Below are 18,976 nucleotides of genomic sequence, written 5' to 3'. Positions count from 1 at the left end.
GTGCCCCTGCGCCCGGCCTCTAGCGGGCGGTGGCCTTCTTGGCGGTGGTCTTGCGGGCCGTCGACTTCTTGGCGGGGGCCTTCTTGGCCGTGGCCTTCTTCGCCGGAGCCTTCTTGGCGGCGGTCGTCTTCGCCGCGGTGGTCTTCGCCGTCGTCTTCTTGGCGGCGGCCGTCTTCGCCGTCGTCTTCTTCGCCGTGGTCTTCTTCGCGGCGGCCGTGGTCTTCTTCGCCGCGGTCTTCTTCGCCGCGGCCGTGGTCTTCTTGACCGCCGCCTTCTTGGCGGTGGTGGCCTTCTTGGCCGCGGCCTTCTTCACCGTCGCGGAAGCTCCGCCGGTGAGGCTGCCCTTCGGGGCCTTCTTGACCGCGACGTCGTTCTTCGGGAGCTTCTTCGAGCCGCTCACCAGGTCCTTGAAGCCCTGACCGGCGCGGAAGCGCGGCACGGAGGTCTTCTTGACCCGAACACGCTCACCTGTCTGCGGGTTGCGGGCGTAACGGGCGGGACGGTCGACCTTCTCGAAGGAACCGAAGCCGGTGACCGAGACCCGGTCTCCGCCGACGACCGCACGGACGATGGCGTCCAGTACCGCGTCGACCGCGTCGGCGGCCTGCTGACGCCCGCCGACCTTGTCGGCAATCGCTTCTACGAGCTGCGCCTTGTTCACGTCTTCCCCTTCGGAGACATTGCCCGAACGAATGCGTTCAAGCTTTTTCGCACGTTAGGCAGATATATACCGCAAATCAAACACGAAACGGGCTAATCACCCTTGTGCCGCAACGAACTCGGGTCGTAGCGGAGTTCGTCAGCGATCCCCTTCGAGGAATCGGCCCTCGTCGAGGTCGTCGGTGAACCGCTCCAGCCGCCTTGCCGCGTCGGCGAGATCGTGCTTGGCCGCGGCCGTAATGACCAGCAGCTTCCGGGTCAGCGCCATCCGTACGCCCTCCGGGACTTGCAGTGCGCGCACTGTTGTGTGCGCTTCCTTGAGTTGGGCCGCGACCGCCGCGTAGAGCTCGAGTTGGCTGTCACGTTCCATGCACAGATTGTGCCATCTGGGGCGAGTTGTCGCCTGCGCAGGGGGCAACTGCCGTGCCCCGGAAGCCTCCTTACCCCCCCTGGCCGGAAGTCGCCCATGGAGGCGCGTACCCAGGCAACCTCCTTTGTAACTAAGGGAGTTGGCTGAGCATGCGAGAGCTCCCGGAAGCCCTCCGGGGGCAGATACAGCTGTACCCCCAACCGTCCACGATTGGGGGTACAGAGGGGTGTTGCGGTGGCTGAAACCAGTCTCGCCCGGCCGCGGTCCGGCCGGCGTCAGACCTGGAGCGTCCTCGGCTTGTGCGAGGGGCGCCCGGCCTCGTAGGCCGCGATGTCACCCTCGTTCTGCAGGGTGATGGAGATGTCGTCCAGCCCGTTCAGCAGCCGCCAGCGGGCGTTCTCGTCGAGCTCGAAGGCGGCGGTGACGCCCTCGGCGCGCACCTCGCGGGCCTGGAGGTCGACCGTGATCTCCGCCTGCGGGTCCTTCTCCGACAGCTCCTGGAGCGCGTCCACGATCTTCTGGTCCAGAACCACCGTGAGCAGGCCGTTCTTGAGCGAGTTGCCGCGGAAGATGTCGGCGAACCGGGACGAGATCACGGCCTTGAAGCCGTAGTTCTGCAGCGCCCAGACGGCGTGCTCGCGGGAGGAGCCCGTACCGAAGTCGGGGCCCGCGACCAGAACCGTGGCGCCCTCGCGCTCGGGCTGGTTGAGGACGAAGGACGGGTCCTTGCGCCAGGCCTCGAAGAGACCGTCCTCGAAGCCGTCCCTGGTCACCTTCTTGAGCCAGTGGGCGGGGATGATCTGGTCGGTGTCGACGTTGCTGCGGCGCAGCGGGACGGCCCGGCCGGTGTGCGTGGTGAATGCTTCCATGACTCTCAGACTCCAGCGGGCGCGGGGGCGTCGGACAGGTCGGCCGGGGAGGCCAGGTGGCCGAGGACCGCCGAGGCGGCGGCGACCTGCGGCGAGACCAGGTGCGTACGGCCGCCCTTGCCCTGCCTGCCCTCGAAGTTGCGGTTGGAGGTGGACGCGGAGCGCTCACCGGGGGCCAGCTGGTCGGGGTTCATGCCCAGACACATCGAGCAGCCCGCGTGCCGCCATTCGGCGCCGGCCTCCTTGAAGACCACGTCCAGACCCTCGGAGACGGCCTGGAGTCCGACCCGCGCGGAGCCGGGGACGACCAGCATCCGTACGCCGTCGGCGACTTTGCGGCCCCCGACGACCGCGGCGGCCGCGCGCAGGTCCTCGATGCGGCCGTTGGTGCACGAACCTACGAAGACGGTGTCGACCTTGATGTCGCGCAGCGGCTGTCCGGCGGTCAACCCCATGTACTCCAGGGCCTTTTCGGCGGCCAGGCGCTCCGAAGCGTCTTCGTACGAAGCCGGGTCGGGGACGTTCGCCGAAAGCGGCGCTCCCTGGCCGGGGTTGGTGCCCCAGGTGACGAAGGGCGACAGGGAGGTGGCGTCGATGACGACCTCCGTGTCGAATTCGGCGTCGTCGTCGGACTTCAGCGTCTTCCAGTACGCGACGGCGGCGTCCCAGTCCTCGCCCTCGGGGGCGTGCGCGCGGCCCTTGAGGTATTCGAAGGTGGTCTCGTCGGGGGCGATCATGCCCGCGCGGGCGCCGGCCTCGATCGACATGTTGCAGATGGTCATCCGGGCCTCCATCGAGAGCTTCTCGATGGCGGAACCGCGGTATTCCAGGATGTAGCCCTGGCCGCCGCCCGTACCGATCTTGGCGATGATCGCCAGGATCAGGTCCTTGGCGGTGACGCCGGCGGGCAGCTCTCCCTCGACGGTGATGGCCATGGTCTTGGGGCGGGCCAGCGGCAGCGTCTGGGTGGCCAGCACGTGCTCCACCTGGGAGGTGCCGATGCCGAACGCCAGGGCGCCGAAGGCACCGTGCGTGGAGGTGTGCGAGTCGCCGCAGACCACCGTGGTGCCCGGCTGGGTCAGACCCAGCTGCGGGCCGACGACGTGCACCACGCCCTGCTCGACGTCGCCCAGCGAGTGCAGCCGGACGCCGAACTCGGCGGCGTTCTTGCGCAGCGTCTCCAGCTGGACCCGGGAGACCGGGTCGGCGATGGGCTTGTCGATGTCGAGGGTCGGGGTGTTGTGATCCTCGGTAGCGATGGTGAGGTCGAGGCGCCGCACCTTGCGGCCCGCCTGGCGCAGGCCGTCGAAGGCCTGCGGGCTGGTCACCTCGTGCAGCAGGTGCAGATCGATGAAGAGGAGGTCGGGCTCGCCCTCGGCGCGCCGGACGACGTGGTCGTCCCAGACCTTCTCCGCGAGTGTCCTACCCATCGCTTTCCCTCCGACCGGCTCGTGTGGCGCCGGCCCAACTAGAGATTTCCGGGGCGGTGGACGTCCGCACCCCTCGTGCCGGACGTCGTCCGCCGGGCCCGTTGGTCCGCGGGCCGCTGTGCCTACCAGGGTGGCGCGTTTCACCGGAAATTGAACTTGCGTTTCACAGAGTGAGACGCGAGTATCGTTTCATGGACAACAGTAGCGGCGTCGGCGTTCTGGACAAGGCAGCCCTTGTCCTGAGCGCCCTGGAGTCCGGTCCGGCCACCCTCGCAGGCTTGGTCGCGGCCACCGGACTGGCACGACCCACGGCACATCGCCTCGCCGTGGCACTTGAACACCACCGCATGGTGGCGCGCGACATGCAGGGCCGTTTCATCCTCGGCCCCCGGCTCGCCGAACTGGCCGCGGCCGCCGGCGAGGACCGCCTCCTCGCGACGGCGGGTCCGGTGCTGACGCACCTGCGGGACATCACGGGCGAGAGCGCGCAGCTCTACCGCCGCCAGGGCGACATGCGCATCTGCGTCGCCGCGGCCGAGCGGCTGTCCGGTCTGCGGGACACGGTCCCGGTGGGCTCCACCCTCACCATGAAGGCCGGCTCCTCGGCCCAGATCCTGATGGCCTGGGAAGAGCCGGAGCGGCTGCACCGGGGTCTCCAGGGCGCCCGCTTCACCGCCACCGCGCTGTCGGGGGTACGGCGCCGGGGCTGGGCCCAGTCGATCGGCGAGCGCGAGCCGGGCGTGGCGTCCGTCTCCGCGCCGGTCCGCGGCCCCTCGAACCGCGTCGTGGCCGCCGTCTCGGTCTCCGGGCCGATCGAGCGCCTGACCCGTCACCCGGGCCGCATGCACGCCCAGGCGGTCATCGACGCCGCCGGCCGCCTCTCCGAGGCCCTGCGCCGTACGGGCTGACCTCCGCTCCGCTCCCCCGTGACGGGAGGTCCGGCCCCAACGCCGCGGCAGGCCCTCCCGAAGCACACCGTCCCGCACGCGGGGCGCACCGGCCCCGGTGCGCCCCGCGCCCCGTTTCCGGCGTGACCCGACCCACGGCCGCGCGCGACGAGCCGGTCCGGCACTCGGCGGTTCCGTGAGGAAGCCGCGAGTCCGTGAGGAAGGTCCTCGCGAGGAAGAGCCGCACAGGGAAGGGCCGGGAACGCCGAAAGGGCCCCCACCTCAGTGGAGACCCTTTCGGACCGTGTACCCCCGACCGGATTCGAACCGGCGCTACCGCCTTGAGAGGGCGGCGTGCTAGGCCGCTACACAACGGGGGCCTGAATCTTGCGTTTCCGCAGATCCGGGGCTGGGCTACCAGGACTCGAACCTAGAATGACGGTACCAGAAACCGTAGTGTTGCCAATTACACCATAGCCCATGGTGGTTTAGACCAGTACCCCCGACCGGATTCGAACCGGCGCTACCGCCTTGAGAGGGCGGCGTGCTAGGCCGCTACACAACGGGGGCCCTAGCGATCCTGCATGAGGGGCAGCGGGTGCGACCCGGACTGCCTCCCTGGGAAGGATCTGTACCCCCGACCGGATTCGAACCGGCGCTACTGCCGTGAGAGGGCAGCGTGCTAGGCCGCTACACAACGGGGGCTTTGCGGATCTGGATCTCCGCGGTGCAGATGAGCTCTGCGAGCTGGCCTACCTGGACTCGAACCAAGACTAACGGAACCAGAAACCGTCGTGCTGCCAATTACACCATAGGCCACTGAAACTCAACCCCGCGAGGAGGTTTTGTTTTAGCTAGCGCCTCCGAGCTCCGGCCTTTCGGCCCGCTCCCGGCGGCGCAGAAAGAACATTACCCGAAGGTGGACGGCGCTCCAAAACGGGTATCCGCGCCGAGGATCACGGGCAACTCGGCGAGCGATCCGATGCGGTGCGGACCCGTCCGCCCGACGGCGCCGACGGCCGGGGCCACGGCGGTGGCCGGGGCGCCCGCACGGTCGATCCAGACCGACAGCAGACCGGCGTCGGCGGCGCCCCGTCCGTCGATCTCCGGATGGTCCCCGACGTAGGCGACCCGGTGCGGCGGCAGTCCCAGGGCCTCGCAGGCCGCGTGGAAGGCCGCCGCGGCGGGTTTGGAGACGCCGAGCTCGGCGGCGCACAGGATCACCTCGAAGCGGTCGTGCACACCGAGGACGCGCAGCTTGCGGTCCTGCACGAGGAGGCTGGAGTTGGACAGCACCGCGTGCCGGTGGCTGGCGACGAGCGCGTCCAGGACGGGCAGGACGTCCGGGAAGAGCGCCCAGGCGCCCTCGTAGTGCGCGACGTACCGGTCGAACCACGCGTCGGCCTCGGTGTCGCTCAGCGACCGGCCCAGGAACACCCGGACGCGGTCCCGGCGCTGGCCCTGCCAGTCGGTCTCGCCGGCCGCGTACCTCGCCCACTGGGCGTCGGTGATCTCCCGCCAGCGCGCGAGGGCCTGCTCGACGGTCGTACCGCCGTCGAGCAGGCCCTCGGCCGCGAGATGCTCCCTCATGCCCGCCCGGTCCGCGGCCGTGTAGTCGAAGAGCGTGTCGTCGATGTCCCAGACCACGGCGTCGATGCTCATGCGCCGACGGTATCCCCGGGCGCGGGCGGTTGTCCCCGGTGCGGCGACGTCACCCGCGGGCGGGGAGGAGGGAACGCCCGCCGTGACGCCCGCCACTCGGCACCGGCCCGCGCGGCCGTCGCACCCGCCGGTCCGCGTGATGTCCGACACCAGACACGAATTCGCGTGACGGTCGCCACCCGACGCCGGTCCGCGTGACGGTCGTCACCCGGCGCCGGTCCACGTGGCCGTCGCCACCCGGCGCGGTCCGGCCTGACGACCACACCCCGATGCCGGTCCACGTGGCCGTCGCCGCCCGGTGGCCGGTACGTGAGATGCGTGACGTGGCCGGTCCGCGCACGCGTGAGGGGCGGTGTCCGGTCCGGACACCGCCCCTCATCCACGTCTGCCGACCAGGGCTACGCGGCGAGCCGCTCCAGCGCGGCGTCGACGCGCGCCAGCGTCGTCTCCTTGCCCAGGATCTCCAGGGACTCGAAGAGCGGCAGGCCGACCGTGCGGCCGGTGACGGCGACGCGGACCGGGGCCTGCGCCTTGCCGAGCTTGAGGCCGTGCTCCTCACCGGCGGCCAGGACGGCCTCCTTGAGGGACTCCGCGGAGGACCAGTCGGCCGCCTCCAGCTTCTCGCGGGCCGTGCGGAGCAGGGCGTCGCTGCCCTCCTTCATGGCCTTCGCCCAGGACGCCTCGTCGACGGCCGGCTCCGGCAGGAACAGGAAGTCGACGTTGTCCGTGATCTCGGAGAGGACCTTCATCCGCGACTGGGCGTGCGGGGCGATCGCCTGCCACTTCGCCTCGTCGAAGTCCTCCGGCGCCCAGGGCGCGAAGGGGGCGCGCAGCCAGGGAGCGCAGCGCTCGGTGAAGTCCTTCACGTCGAGCATGCGGATGTGGTCGGCGTTGATCGCCTCGCACTTCTTCAGGTCGAAGCGGGCCGGGTTCGGGTTGACGTCCGTGACGTCGAACGCGGCGACCATCTCGTCGATCGAGAAGATGTCGCGGTCGGCGGCGAGCGACCAGCCGAGCAGGGAGAGGTAGTTCAGCAGTCCCTCGGGCAGGAAGCCGCGCTCGCGGTAGAGGTTGAGCGACGACTCCGGGTCGCGCTTGGAGAGCTTCTTGTTGCCCTCGCCCATCACGTACGGGAGGTGACCGAAGGCCGGGGTCTCCTTGGCGATGCCCAGCTCGGTCAGCGCCTTGTAGAGGGCGATCTGCCGGGGGGTGGAGGAGAGCAGGTCCTCGCCGCGCAGGACGTGGGTGATCTCCATCAGGGCGTCGTCGACGGGGTTGACGAGCGTGTACAGCGGCGCGCCGTTCGCACGGACGATGCCGTAGTCCGGGACGTTCTCCGGGAGGTACGTGATCTCGCCGCGGACCAGGTCCTCGAAGGTGATCGCCTCGTCGGGCATCCGGAAGCGGACGATGGGCTCGCGGCCCTCGGCCTCGTAGGCGGCCTTCTGCCCGTCGGTCAGGTCGCGGCAGTGGCCGTCGTAGCCGGAGGGCTTGCCGGCGGCGCGGGCCGCGTCACGGCGGGTGTCCAGCTCCTCGGTCGAGCAGTAGCAGTGGTACGCGCGGCCCGCGTCCAGCAGCTTGGCGGCGACGTCCGCGTAGATGTCCATGCGCTGCGACTGGCGGTACGGCGCGTGCGGGCCGCCGATCTCGGGGCCCTCGTCCCAGTCGAAGCCCAGCCAGCGCATCGAGTCGAGCAGCTGCTCGTACGACTCCTCGGAGTCGCGCGCCGCGTCGGTGTCCTCGATGCGGAAGACCAGGGTGCCCTCGTTGTGCCGGGCGAACGCCCAGTTGAACAGGGCGGTGCGGACCAGCCCGACGTGGGGGTTGCCGGTCGGGGAGGGACAGAAACGTACACGGACGTTAGCCACGCTTGATCACCTTGTTGGTGAGAGTGCCGATGCCTTCGATGGTGACGGCGACCTCGTCGCCGACGTTCAGGGGGCCGACCCCAGCCGGGGTGCCGGTGAGGATCACGTCGCCGGGGAGCAGCGTCATGGCCTCGGTGATGTTGACGATCAGGTCCTCGACGGAGTGGATCATCTCGCTGGTGCGGCCGAGCTGCCGCTGCTGCCCGTTGACCGTGCACTGGATGGTCAGGTCGGCGGGGTCGAGGTCCGTCTCCACCCAGGGGCCGAGCGGGCAGGAGCTGTCGAAGCCCTTGGCGCGGGCCCACTGCTTCTCGCGCCGCTGCACGTCGCGGGCGGTGACGTCGTTGGCGCAGGTGTAGCCGAGGATGACGTCCTTGACGCGCTCGCGCGGGACCTCGCGGCACATGCGGCCGATGACGACCGCGAGCTCGGCCTCGTGGTGGAGCTCGCTGGAGAAGGAGGGGTACTGGATCGGGTCGCCGGGACCGGTCACCGAGGTCGACGGCTTGAAGAAGGCGAACGGGGCCTCGGGCACCTCGTTGCCGAGCTCCTTGGCGTGCTCCGCGTAGTTGCGGCCGAAGGCCACGACCTTGTTCGGGAGCACCGGCGGCAGCAGCCGGACCTTGTTCAGCGGGACCTTCGTGCCGGAGAGCTCGAAGTCCGCGAACGGGATGCCCTTGATGATGTCGAGGACGAGCTCGTCCGGCCTGTCGCCCTCGACCGCGCCGAAAGCGACGTTGCCGTCGATGGAGAATCTGGCGATGCGCACGGGATCCTTGCGCCCCTCACTGAGCTGGCTGGAGTCTGACGCTCCAGGCTAACGCGGCAAGGGCTGCGGGCTTCGCGTTATATCCGCCGGGGTGGTGAGCGGCGGGGCACCCGCACGGGCGGCGGGCGACCGTGTCCTCGTGCGGGGCGGTGGGGGACGCCTTCCTCCCGGAGGGGCGTCCGTGACCGGCGGGGCCGCGCGCCGGGCGCGCCCTCCACCGGTCACCGCGTTCACTCCGCGACGGCGACCGTGACCGGGGTGTCCATCAGGACGGTGCGGCGGGGGTTGGCCGTCTGGAGGGGGAGGTCGACCGAGTGCTCCGGCAGCTCCGGCGTCCGCAGGGCGTCGGCGTCCTGGAGGTGCGCCAGCGTCGTGCGCCGCGGGTTGGCAATGTTGCGGAACATCATCGTCGTCTTCACCGTTTTGCTCGACCTTGTCGTCCTGGGCGCCGGTCGGGGCCAAAGAGCCCCACATGGGCGCGGGTTGTCGGATTCGCCATCCCTATAAAGCGTCAGGCTAAACATTCAATTGCCTGGCGATGTCGTGAAGAGGCCATGATCGCCGTGTGAGTTTGCTCACTCACCAAGGGGCAAACCGGTCAATCGTGGCCCCCAAAACAGGGGGATCAAACGGACATTACTCCACTGAACCAGTCATTCCGCTCCTGATCATCGCGACTGGGACAGGGCGGGTACGCCAACGGCTCGTAGGCCTATGCCCGGTATGTACGAGCATCCCTACACGCCTCGTGACCTCTCCCTCACATGCTGTCACGGAGGTCACAGCCTGGTACACGGGCCTTGTTGGAGATCCGGCACTGTGCTGGAATTCCTCGGACCGCCGCGGATTCACGATCCGGCGCGCAGGGGCGCTACTCAGCGCCGAGTGGCGGCGGGAAGGGGGAACCTGCGCCGGTCACTCAGACCACATACACACGACGCATCTGCGTCTGTGTAAAACGCCGACACCGTCCCGCCGTTCCAGCGGAGGGGCGCCTGGTCCAGAGGTTGCGACGCTAGTGCAGGGACGTTTCAAGAGGGATGGCAGCGCTTCGGCGGAGCCGGAGCCGCGCGGCGGGACCGACCGCGGTTCGTCGCCCCAGCACGCCCAGAACCCGGGACCGGCAGAGGGCGGCGCCAGCGGTGAACACTCCGCTCGCGCCGGCACGAAGCCCAAGGCTCCCACCCCCACGCCGGACGCCACGCCGACGAGCGAGCCGAGCTACGGCTCGCGCGTAGCGCTGCGGAACTGGCGCATCTCGACGCGACTGGTCTCGCTGCTCGCACTCCCCGTGGTCGCGGCGACCTCGCTGGGTGCGCTGCGCATCAACGAGTCGCTGGACAACATCCAGCAGCTCGACAACATGCGCCTGCTGACCGAGATGACCAAGCAGGCCACCGAGCTCGCCGCCGCGCTCCAGCAGGAGCGCGACCAGTCGGCCGGTCCGCTGGCCCACGGTGTGCTGGCCAGCGACTACCAGGTCAAGTCGGTGCGCGACGACACGGACGTGGCCAGGAAGAACTTCCTCGAGGGCACGCAGCAGGTCGACGACGCGACCTCCAAGGGCCAGCTGTCCGGCGTGCACGACAGCCTCGTCGGTGTCGTGGCCGAGCTGTACAAGCTCAACAAGATCCGCGGCGACGCCTACACCGACCCGCAGAACTCGACCACGACGGTGGACGCCTACCACCGCCTGATCACCGAGCTCCTCGCGCTCTCGCAGGACATGGCCGAGGCGACCAGCAACCCGGAGATGATCCAGCGCACCCGTGCGCTGGCGGCCTTCTCCTCCGCCAAGGAGTACGCCTCCGTCCAGCGCGCCGTCATCGCCGCCGCGCTCCCCACGCAGCCGAAGACCTTCGGAACGCTCTCCAAGAACGACCAGCAGTACGCACTCTCGGCACAGCAGAGCCAGGAGTCCGAGAACCAGGCGTTCAAGAACATCTACGGCTCCGGCAGCACCGACCTGCTTCAGGCGATCGAGGGCGACAACCCGACGATCAAGTCCGCCGACAAGTTCGCCCAGCGCGTGCTGGGCACCCAGGACGGTCTGAAGACGCAGGACAAGCGGTCGTACAAGGACTGGGTCGACGCGGACTCCGCCAAGATCGACCAGATGAAGAAGATCGAGACCACGCTGCTCGGCGAGATGGAGCAGAAGGCTCGTGAGCTGCGCAACGAGGCGCAGACCGAAGCGATCATCTCCGGTATCCTGATCCTGCTCGTCCTCGGTGTCTCGCTCGTCGGCGCCTTCGTCGTGGCCCGGTCCATGATCCGCTCGCTGCGCCGCCTCCAGGACACCGCGACCAGGGTCGCCCAGGACCGCCTGCCCGAGCTGGTCAAGCAGCTCTCGGAGTCGGACCCGCAGGACGTCGACACCTCCGTGGAGTCGGTCGGTGTGCACTCCCGGGACGAGATCGGCCAGGTGGCCGCGGCCTTCGACGACGTGCACCGCGAGGCCGTCCGCCTCGCCGCCGAGCAGGCCCTTCTGCGAGGCAACGTCAACGCGATGTTCACCAACCTCTCGCGCCGTTCGCAGGGTCTTATCCAGCGCCAGCTCTCGCTCATCTCCGAGCTGGAGTCCCGCGAGGCCGACCCCGACCAGCTCTCCTCGCTGTTCAAGCTCGACCACCTCGCGACCCGCATGCGCCGTAACGGTGAGAACCTCCTCGTCCTCGCCGGTGAAGAGCCCGGCCGCCGCTGGACCCGTCCGGTCCCGCTGGTCGACGTGCTCCGCGCCGCCGCCTCCGAGGTGGAGCAGTACGAGCGCATCGAACTCGCCTCGGTGCCGGGCACCGAGGTCGCCGGCCGGGTCGTCAACGACCTCGTCCACCTGCTCGCAGAGCTGCTGGAGAACGCCACCTCGTTCTCCTCCCCGCAGACCAAGGTCAAGGTCACCGGTCACGCCCTGCCCGACGGCCGGGTGCTGATCGAGATCCACGACACCGGTATCGGTCTGTCCCCCGAGGACCTGGCCGCGATCAACGAGCGGCTCGCCGCTCCGCCCACGGTGGACGTCTCCGTCTCCCGACGCATGGGTCTGTTCGTGGTCGGTCGTCTGTCACAGCGTCACGGCATCCGCATCCAGCTGCGTCCGTCCGACTCCGGCGGTACGACCGCGCTGGTCATGCTCCCCGTGGACGTCGCCCAGGGCGGCAAGAAGCCCATGCCGAACAAGCCGGGCCAGGGTGCCCCCGGCGGCGGCCCCGCCGCCGCGCAGGCCTCTGCCGGTGTCGCCGCGGCCCGTCGCTCGGGCGGTCCCTCGCTCGGCGCCGGATCCCCCTCCGCCCCCGGCGGTCCCCTCGGGGCCCCGCCGCAGCGCGGCCAGGTCGGCGCGGGCCAGGGTGCCCGTGCCGCGCTGCCCGGCAGCAACCAGGGCGGTCGCCCGGGTGCCCCCGGCGGTGCGCGTGGTCCGCAGGGCCAGGGCGGCGGTCAGCAGGGCAGGCAGGCTCCCGCCGGTGCGAACGCCTTCGGGCAGAGCCCGCAGCAGGGCTTCCCCGCCCAGCAGAACGGCTCGCAGCAGGGCTTCGGTGACGGGCAGGGTTCCCAGAACGCCTTCGGCGACACCTCCGGCGGCCGCAAGAACTCGTTCGGCAACGGCAACGGCAACGGCGCGGGCCAGAACGCCTTCGGCGACGGCAACGCGGCTCCCGCCGCGCCCGCGCAGGCCCCCGCCAAGGGCAAGAGCGGCCGTCGCCGGCCGCAGCTCCCGGGACGCGGTGGCGCACGCGCCGAGCTGCCCGGTGGCAACGCCGACTCCCGCACGCCGAGCTGGAGCGACAGCAACGCGCAGCCGCCGGTTCCGCGCACGTCCGCCGACACCCCGCGCGGCCACGAGGACCACGACGCCACGTCCCGCATGCCGCGGATCGACGACCGGCAGAACCCCGCCTCCACCGCGGAGTTCGCCCGCCCCGACTTCGACGCCCCGCGCCCCGGCGCGAGCGCGCCGCAGAACAACGGCCGGAACAACGGTCAGAACAACGGCAACGGCCAGTACGGCTACGCCTCCGGCAACCAGCCCTCCAACGGCCACAACCCGGCCGCCACGGGACAGTTCGCCACCCAGGGTTACGGTGCCGGCCAGGCTCCGTCGTCCACCGGCCAGTTCGCCCAGCCGGGCTACGCGCCTGCCCAGGACCCCGCGTCCACGGGTCAGTTCGCGGCCCCCGGATACGGCAACGGGCAGGGCTCGTCGTCCACCGGGCAGTACGAGCGGCCGGCCTCCCCACAGCCGCCCGCCCGTCCGCAGACCCCCGAGGCGCTTCCCCCGGCCCCGAACCCCGGTGACGGCCGTACCCCGCTGTACGACACGCTGGAGACCAACTGGTTCCACGGTCAGGCGAACGGATCGGACGGCGCGCCCGCGAACGGCACGCCCGCCAACGGCACCGCCCAGCAGAACGGTTCCCAGGGATACGCACAGGCCGCCCCCCAGCAGCCGCAGACTCCCCCGGCTCCGCAGCGGCCGGCCGCCGCACCGGCCGCACCCGCCACCACCACGTGGCGCAGCTCTCCGAACGACGACCTCGTCAAGCAGGCAGAGCGCTCCCGCAAGCCGTCGGCAGGCGGGGTCACCACCTCGGGTCTGCCGCGTCGCGTCCCGCGAGCCAACCTCGTCGCGGGCACGGCACAGCAGCAACAGCACCAAAGCGGTCCGCAGGTCTCGCGTGCGCCTGATGACGTACGCGGCCGGCTGACCAATCTCCGTCGGGGCATCCAGCAGGGTCGACAGGCCGGCAACGGCCAGACCGGCAGCTTCCCCAGCCCCACTCACCAGCAGGAGCGTTAGTTGAGCCCGATGAGCCAGGCGGCACAGAACCTCAACTGGTTGATCACCAACTTCGTGGACAACACCCCCGGGGTGTCCCACACCGTCGTCGTGTCCGCCGACGGACTCCTTCTGGCGATGTCCGAAGGCTTTCCCCGTGACCGCGCCGACCAACTGGCGGCCGTCGCCTCCGGACTCACTTCGCTGACCGCCGGAGCTTCCCGGATCTTCGAAGGCGGCTCGGTGGCCCAGACGGTCGTGGAGATGGAACGCGGTTTCCTCTTCCTGATGTCGGTTTCGGACGGATCGTCCCTCGCGGTCCTCTCCCACCCGGAGTGCGACATCGGCCTCGTCGGCTACGAGATGGCGCTGCTCGTCGACCGTGCGGGCGCCGTCCTCACGCCGGACCTGCGTGCCGAGCTTCAAGGCAGTCTGCTTCACTGACCGCCGCCGGATCCAGACACCGCACGAAATCACCGTCCGGCCGCCACAATCCCCCCACCGGCCCCAACAGACGGCACGACTGACCGACTTGCTGTCCCGCCCGGAGGATTCATGACCCCGCCCCCCGCCTCTCATGATCCGTACGCCGAGTCGTACGGGGACGAGGGCGACCAGCCGCTGGTACGCCCCTATGCGATGACCGGCGGCCGGACACGGCCGCGGTACCAACTGGCCATAGAGGCTCTGATCAGCACCACGGCCGATCCGGCCCAGCTGATGGGACTGCTCCCCGAACACCAGCGCATCTGCCATCTGTGCCGGGAAGTGAAGTCGGTGGCCGAGGTGTCGGCCCTCCTGGGCATGCCGCTCGGCGTGGCCAGGATCCTTGTCGCGGACCTCGCCGAGGCCGGACTTGTCGCCATTCACCAGCCTGGCGGCGATGAGAACAACGGCGGCGCGCCGGACGTGACACTGCTCGAAAGGGTGCTCAGTGGACTTCGCAAGCTCTGACGGAGGCCGGGCGACCACCTCCGCGAAGATCGTCGTAGCGGGTGGCTTCGGTGTCGGCAAGACCACGTTCGTGGGAGCCGTCTCCGAGATCAACCCGCTGCGCACCGAGGCCGTCATGACGTCCGCTTCGGCGGGCATCGACGACCTCACGCACACCGGAGGCAAGACCACCACCACGGTGGCCATGGACTTCGGCCGTATCACCCTCGACCAGGACCTGATCCTGTACCTCTTCGGTACGCCGGGCCAGGACCGCTTCTGGTTCATGTGGGACGACCTGGTCCGCGGCGCCATCGGCGCCGTGGTCCTGGTGGACACCCGGCGTCTCGCCGACTGCTTCCCCGCGGTCGACTACTTCGAGAACAGCGGCCTGCCGTTCGTCATCGCCCTCAACGGCTTCGACGGTCACCAGCCGTACAACCCGGAGGAGGTCCGCGAGGCCCTCCAGATCGGACCGGACGCCCCGATCATCACGACGGACGCCCGCCACCGTGCGGATGCGAAGAGCGCTCTGATCACGCTGGTCGAGCACGCCCTCATGGCCCGACTGCGTTGATGATCAAGTAGACGGTCCTGTATGGAAGTTGTCGTAGTCACATGGGAGCCGGCTGTGTCATTTGACACGGCCGGCCTCGGTGTTCATAACGTTTCGACAGAGAATTTCGCTGGCCCTGACACGCATAGCGGTCGCCCGGTGCCGCTGCGTTCATGAAAGCCCCGCCTTTTGGCGGGGCTCGCTCTTTATGACCGTTTTATTCGTGGTCAGCGCCACTCGGAATCATCCGTTCCGAGTGTTTGGAATGGCGCTGCTTGGCGTGCTGGAATGCGCTGAACTGCCCAGTAGTCAAGGGCGCTGGTAGATACGGCGGCACACAGTAGGTGCCGACGCCGAGAGGTTGTTGGTCGAGTGAGGCGAAGCATGAACGGCCCCGAGCCGTCGGCACGGGGCAACTTCACCCCGCCGGCGCGCGGAGCGGCGCCCGCACAAGTGCCCGGCCCGGAGCCCACGCCGGCGCCCGCGCCGAGCGGGGGCCGTTTCTCCCCGCGCAACTGGCGGGTGCCGACCAGGCTGAACGCGATCCTGCTCATACCCGTGGTGGTCGGCCTCGTCATGGGCGGCTTCCAGGTGAAGAGCTCGATCGACACCTGGCAGCAGGCCGAGGACGCCGAGAAGACGGCGCGCCTGGTGCAGGCGGCACTGACGTACGGCGACAAGCTGTTCGTCGAGCGCGACCTCAGCGCCGCCCCGCTACTGGCCGGCAACAAGGGCGACAAGGACCCCACGGTCGTCAAGGTCCGCCGGGACACCGACCTGGCCGCCGACGCCTTCGACAAGGCCGCCCAGGACATGCCCAAGACCGAGGGCCTGGAGCGCCGCCTGTCGGTCTTCCGCAACGTGGAGCCCGGTCTCCAGAAGCTGCGTGAAGAGGCGTACACCACCAAGCGTCCCGGTGTGACGACCGAAGAGGGCTACCTCCAGATCCAGCACCCGCTGATGGAGTTCGCCAACGAGCTCGGTCTGGGCACCGGAAACATCACCAGCTACGGCCGTACGGTCTACGCGATCTCGCTGTCCAAGGCCGCGCTGTCGCTGGAGCGGTCCATCGGCATGCACATGCTGATCAAGCCGGGCCCCGGCAACAGCAGCCTCAGCAGCCAGCGCGTCGCCCTCTCCTCGTACGCCTACCTCGAAGGCATCGCGATCGAGGAGTACATCGGTGGTGGTACCGAGGAGGACGCGGACAAGCTCACCGCGGCGACGGCGAACATCAAGTCCGAGCTGACGAAGGCCGCGGAGGACGCCGCGGCCGACAACCCGAACTACGTGCCGCCGCCGACGAACCCGACCGAGATGGTCACGGGGCTCGCGAAGCTGCAGTCCACGCTGGAGAGCGACCGGGCCGCGCTCGCCACCAACGGCATCACCGCGCAGAACTGGATGGCGGTCAACACCGCCAAGTACAACGCGTACCGCAAGATCGAGTCGGAGCTCGCCGACAAGGCCGTGGCCGAGGCCGCGGACATCTCCGACACGGCCAAGACCGACGCCTTCATCACCGGCGCCGCCGTCGTCGTCGCCCTGCTCGCCGCGTTCATCCTGGCCGGCATGGTGGCCCGCCAGATGAGCCGCTCGATGCGCCAGCTGCGCAGCGCGGCCTTCAACGTCGCCGAGCAGCGCCTGCCGATGCTGGTCGACCAGCTCTCGCGCACCGACCCCGGCCGGGTCGACACCCGCGTGCAGCCGATCCCGATCACCAGCACGGACGAGATCGGCGAAGTCGCCCGCGCCTTCGACCAGGTCCACCGCGAGGCCGTGCGACTGGCCGCCGAGCAGGCCCTCCTGCGAGGCAACATCAACGCGATCTTCACGAACCTCTCGCGCCGCAACCAGTCGCTGATCGAGGGCCAGCTGACCCTGATCACCGACCTGGAGAACAACGAGGCCGACCCGGACCAGCTGGAGAACCTCTTCCGCCTGGACCACCTCGCGACCCGTATGCGCCGCAACGGCGAGAACCTCCTCGTCCTCGCCGGCGAGGAGCCCGGCCGCCGCTGGGACCAGCCGGTCCCGCTGGTCGACGTCCTGCGCGCCGCCTCCTCCGAGGTGGAGCAGTACGAGCGCATCGAGCTCTCCGGCGTCCCGGAGGCCGAGATCCACGGCCGCGCCGTGACCGACCTCGTGCACCTGCTCGCCGAGCTGCTGGAGAACGCGACCACGTTCTCCTCCCCGCAGACCAAGGTCCGCGTCACCGCGACCCGTCTCCCCGACGGCCGCGTCATGGTCGAGATCCACGACAAGGGCATCGGCCTCACCGCCGAGGACTTCGCGGACATCAACCACAAGCTGGCCAACCCGCCGACCGTGGACGCCGCGATCTCGCAGCGCATGGGCCTCTTCGTGGTCGGCCGGCTGTCCGACCGCCACGGCATCCGCGTCCAGCTGCGTCCCTCGGGCGAGCAGGCCGGCACCACCTCGCTGGTCATGCTCCCCGACGCCATCACCCACGGTGGCGGTGGCGAACAGCAGCCGATGCGCGACGAGTTCACCGTGTCCCAGATCATTCCCGAGCAGCAGCAGTCGTTCCCCGGTGAGAGCTTCGGCCAGCAGCAGCCCGTGCTGACCGCCGCGGACCTCGGTTTCGACGACAGCCGCTACGAGGTCCCGGACGACGCCCGCGACCTGGACCCCGTGGGCCGCTCCCTGATGCGCGAGGAGCGTCGTGCGGCCCTGGGAGCCCAGGCGCAGGGTCCGGAGGCCATCGAGGCCCCCCAGGACTACGCCGACGGCTTCGACCAGCCCGCCCCCGCGTACGACAACGGGCAGGCCGCCTTCGACGGCGCCCCGGCGTACGACGGCGCCCAGGGCGTGCACGAGGAGCAGCAGACCACGTACGACCAGCAGACGTCGTACGAGGAGCAGCAGCAGGCTGCGTACGACGAGGCGTACTTCCCGTCCAACGGCGGCTACCCTGAACCCTCCTACACGGAGCCGGTCCAGCAGGAGCACGTCGGAATGGGCGGCTCCGCCCAGGACGCGATGTCCGGCTTCGGTGAGCCGTCCTACCAGGACGACTGGCCGCAGCAGGACGCGTACCAGGGCGGGTACCAGCCCGACTACGCTCCGCAAGCGGAATCTCCGCAGGTCGCTGACGCGGGCGAGCGGGACAGCGTAGGCTTTAATCGTCCGGGACCGGCCACTTCGGCCCCCCGCACGATGACCGACGCGGGACTCCCCCGTCGCGGACCCGCTCCGGCCGGCAACGCCCGGCGCCCCGCGGAACCGCCGAGGGAACAGGCGGCGCCCATGTCCTCCGGGAACGCGGGCGGCGAATGGCGGTCGTCCAACGACGATCGGTGGCAGCGCGCCGAGCAGCTGAAGAAGCCCAAGGCGGGCGGGGTCACCTCGTCCGGTCTGCCGCGGCGGGTGCCCAAGGCCAACCTGGTCGAGGGAACCGCGGAATCGACCCCCCAGGGAGGCCCCCAGGTCTCCCGCGCTCCTGAGGACGTCCGGGGCAGGCTGAGCAACCTGCGTCGCGGCGTGGAGCGGGGACGCAGTGCAGGTAGTGAGACGAACGGCCAGGGCCTCGGTCCTGACAGCACCTACAACCAGGAGCGTTAGTTGTGAGCCCGATGAGCCAGGCGGCACAGAACCTGAACTGGTTGATCACCAATTTCGTGGACAACACCCCCGGGGTGTCGCACACGGTGGTGGTCTCCGCCGACGGACTCCTTCTGGCTATGTCCGAAGGCTTTCCCCGTGACCGCGCCGACCAGTTGGCGGCCGTCGCGTCCGGTCTGACCTCTTTGACCGCGGGCGCGTCCCGTATCTTCGAGGGCGGCCATGTGAACCAGACCGTTGTGGAGATGGAGCGGGGATTCCTCTTCCTCATGTCCATCTCGGACGGTTCTTCACTCGCAGTACTCGCACACCCTGAGGCGGACATCGGTCTCATTGGGTACGAGATGGCGCTTCTGGTGGACCGTGCGGGCACGGTCCTCACTCCGGATCTTCGTGCGGAGCTCCAGGGCAGCCTTCTCAACTAATAGACAGACGGTGCGAATTGTCGTCCCGGGGCCGTAAGGTTTCGGGACGCGGTCCCAGCGTTGGGTGCCCGGCACAGTCGGAGGAGGAGAGAGAGTGGTAACACCCCCAGGCGGTTCGTCTTCGGGCAATTGGTCGTACGGCCCCGGCCAGGGGCAGGGCGACGGTTCAGGCGACCCGAACCGGTACAACT

At 69.6% G+C, this 18,976-nt stretch carries 15 protein-coding genes, 5 tRNA genes and 1 pseudogene; 8 read left to right on the top strand and 13 right to left on the bottom strand.

Annotated features, from left to right (window positions below; translation table 11 throughout):
• Positions 1 to 19: 19 nt before the first annotated feature.
• The 4 genes from CW362_RS07270 to leuC all read right to left on the bottom strand — a co-directional run bounded on the left by CW362_RS07270 (position 20) and on the right by leuC (position 3,329).
• The gene (locus CW362_RS07270; RefSeq protein WP_103548541.1) at positions 20 to 661 is read right to left on the bottom strand and encodes an HU family DNA-binding protein; all 642 of its coding nucleotides are present in this window, start codon (positions 659 to 661) and stop codon (positions 20 to 22) included.
• Positions 662 to 799: 138 nt separating this feature from the next.
• Positions 800 to 1,030, bottom strand: a complete 231-nt coding sequence (locus tag CW362_RS07265; RefSeq protein WP_103548540.1) for an SCO5555 family protein — start codon at positions 1,028 to 1,030, stop codon at positions 800 to 802.
• 275 nt (positions 1,031 to 1,305) lie between these two features.
• The gene (leuD, locus tag CW362_RS07260; RefSeq protein ID WP_103548539.1) at positions 1,306 to 1,899 is read right to left on the bottom strand and encodes a 3-isopropylmalate dehydratase small subunit; all 594 of its coding nucleotides are present in this window, start codon (positions 1,897 to 1,899) and stop codon (positions 1,306 to 1,308) included.
• A 5-nt stretch (positions 1,900 to 1,904) separates the two neighbouring features.
• On the bottom strand, positions 1,905 to 3,329 hold the full coding sequence (leuC, locus tag CW362_RS07255; RefSeq protein ID WP_103548538.1) for a 3-isopropylmalate dehydratase large subunit: 1,425 nt from the start codon (positions 3,327 to 3,329) through the stop codon (positions 1,905 to 1,907).
• Between the two features lie 191 nt (positions 3,330 to 3,520).
• Here leuC and ndgR point away from each other — a divergent pair, with 191 nt between their 5' ends.
• Positions 3,521 to 4,237, top strand: coding sequence for an IclR family transcriptional regulator NdgR (ndgR, locus tag CW362_RS07250; RefSeq protein ID WP_028806673.1), 717 nt, complete (start codon positions 3,521 to 3,523; stop codon positions 4,235 to 4,237).
• A 286-nt stretch (positions 4,238 to 4,523) separates the two neighbouring features.
• Here the strand turns inward: ndgR and CW362_RS07245 are convergent.
• From CW362_RS07245 to CW362_RS07205, 9 genes are all read right to left on the bottom strand, one after another.
• Positions 4,524 to 4,596: transfer RNA gene (locus tag CW362_RS07245), tRNA-Glu, on the bottom strand.
• 29 nt (positions 4,597 to 4,625) lie between these two features.
• Positions 4,626 to 4,697: transfer RNA gene (locus CW362_RS07240), tRNA-Gln, on the bottom strand.
• Between the two features lie 16 nt (positions 4,698 to 4,713).
• Positions 4,714 to 4,786: transfer RNA gene (locus CW362_RS07235), tRNA-Glu, on the bottom strand.
• Between the two features lie 62 nt (positions 4,787 to 4,848).
• A tRNA-Glu gene (locus CW362_RS07230) sits at positions 4,849 to 4,921 on the bottom strand.
• A 42-nt stretch (positions 4,922 to 4,963) separates the two neighbouring features.
• A tRNA-Gln gene (locus tag CW362_RS07225) sits at positions 4,964 to 5,035 on the bottom strand.
• A gap of 90 nt (positions 5,036 to 5,125) precedes the next feature.
• Positions 5,126 to 5,878, bottom strand: a complete 753-nt coding sequence (locus CW362_RS07220; RefSeq protein ID WP_103548537.1) for an HAD family hydrolase — start codon at positions 5,876 to 5,878, stop codon at positions 5,126 to 5,128.
• Between the two features lie 398 nt (positions 5,879 to 6,276).
• Positions 6,277 to 7,746, bottom strand: a complete 1,470-nt coding sequence (gltX, locus tag CW362_RS07215) for a glutamate--tRNA ligase (RefSeq protein ID WP_103548536.1) — start codon at positions 7,744 to 7,746, stop codon at positions 6,277 to 6,279.
• Positions 7,739 to 8,515 (bottom strand): fumarylacetoacetate hydrolase family protein, encoded by a 777-nt coding sequence (locus CW362_RS07210; RefSeq protein WP_103548535.1) that lies wholly within the window; start codon positions 8,513 to 8,515, stop codon positions 7,739 to 7,741. Before CW362_RS07210 ends, gltX begins: the two co-directional genes overlap by 8 nt.
• A 230-nt stretch (positions 8,516 to 8,745) precedes the next feature.
• Positions 8,746 to 8,934, bottom strand: a complete 189-nt coding sequence (locus CW362_RS07205) for a hypothetical protein (protein WP_162683991.1) — start codon at positions 8,932 to 8,934, stop codon at positions 8,746 to 8,748.
• Between the two features lie 599 nt (positions 8,935 to 9,533).
• Between CW362_RS07205 and CW362_RS07200 the strand changes: the two genes are divergently transcribed.
• The 7 genes and pseudogenes from CW362_RS07200 to CW362_RS44345 all read left to right on the top strand — a co-directional run.
• Positions 9,534 to 13,307, top strand: coding sequence for a sensor histidine kinase (locus CW362_RS07200; protein ID WP_103548534.1), 3,774 nt, complete (start codon positions 9,534 to 9,536; stop codon positions 13,305 to 13,307).
• A 9-nt stretch (positions 13,308 to 13,316) separates the two neighbouring features.
• Positions 13,317 to 13,730, top strand: coding sequence for a roadblock/LC7 domain-containing protein (locus CW362_RS07195; protein WP_037624995.1), 414 nt, complete (start codon positions 13,317 to 13,319; stop codon positions 13,728 to 13,730).
• 111 nt (positions 13,731 to 13,841) lie between these two features.
• Positions 13,842 to 14,240, top strand: a complete 399-nt coding sequence (locus CW362_RS07190; RefSeq protein ID WP_103548533.1) for a DUF742 domain-containing protein — start codon at positions 13,842 to 13,844, stop codon at positions 14,238 to 14,240.
• Positions 14,221 to 14,796: a GTP-binding protein gene (locus CW362_RS07185; protein WP_103548532.1), complete on the top strand. Its 576-nt coding sequence runs from the start codon at positions 14,221 to 14,223 to the stop codon at positions 14,794 to 14,796. The genes CW362_RS07190 and CW362_RS07185 overlap by 20 nt, the downstream gene beginning before the upstream one ends.
• Positions 14,797 to 15,147: 351 nt before the next feature.
• Positions 15,148 to 18,360 carry a sensor histidine kinase gene (locus tag CW362_RS07180; protein ID WP_162683990.1) on the top strand — a complete coding sequence of 1,071 codons (3,213 nt, stop codon included), beginning with the start codon at positions 15,148 to 15,150 and terminating at the stop codon, positions 18,358 to 18,360.
• Between the two features lie 11 nt (positions 18,361 to 18,371).
• On the top strand, positions 18,372 to 18,785 hold the full coding sequence (locus CW362_RS07175; RefSeq protein ID WP_037625176.1) for a roadblock/LC7 domain-containing protein: 414 nt from the start codon (positions 18,372 to 18,374) through the stop codon (positions 18,783 to 18,785).
• 94 nt (positions 18,786 to 18,879) lie between these two features.
• Positions 18,880 to 18,976 (top strand): annotated as a pseudogene (locus tag CW362_RS44345) (DUF742 domain-containing protein); the annotation flags it as partial.

This window comes from Streptomyces populi (assembly GCF_002911015.1).
Lineage (GTDB): Bacteria > Actinomycetota > Actinomycetes > Streptomycetales > Streptomycetaceae > Streptomyces > Streptomyces populi.
Note: the sequence above shows the minus strand (reverse complement) of the source record. Positions and strands in the feature narration are given on the sequence as shown.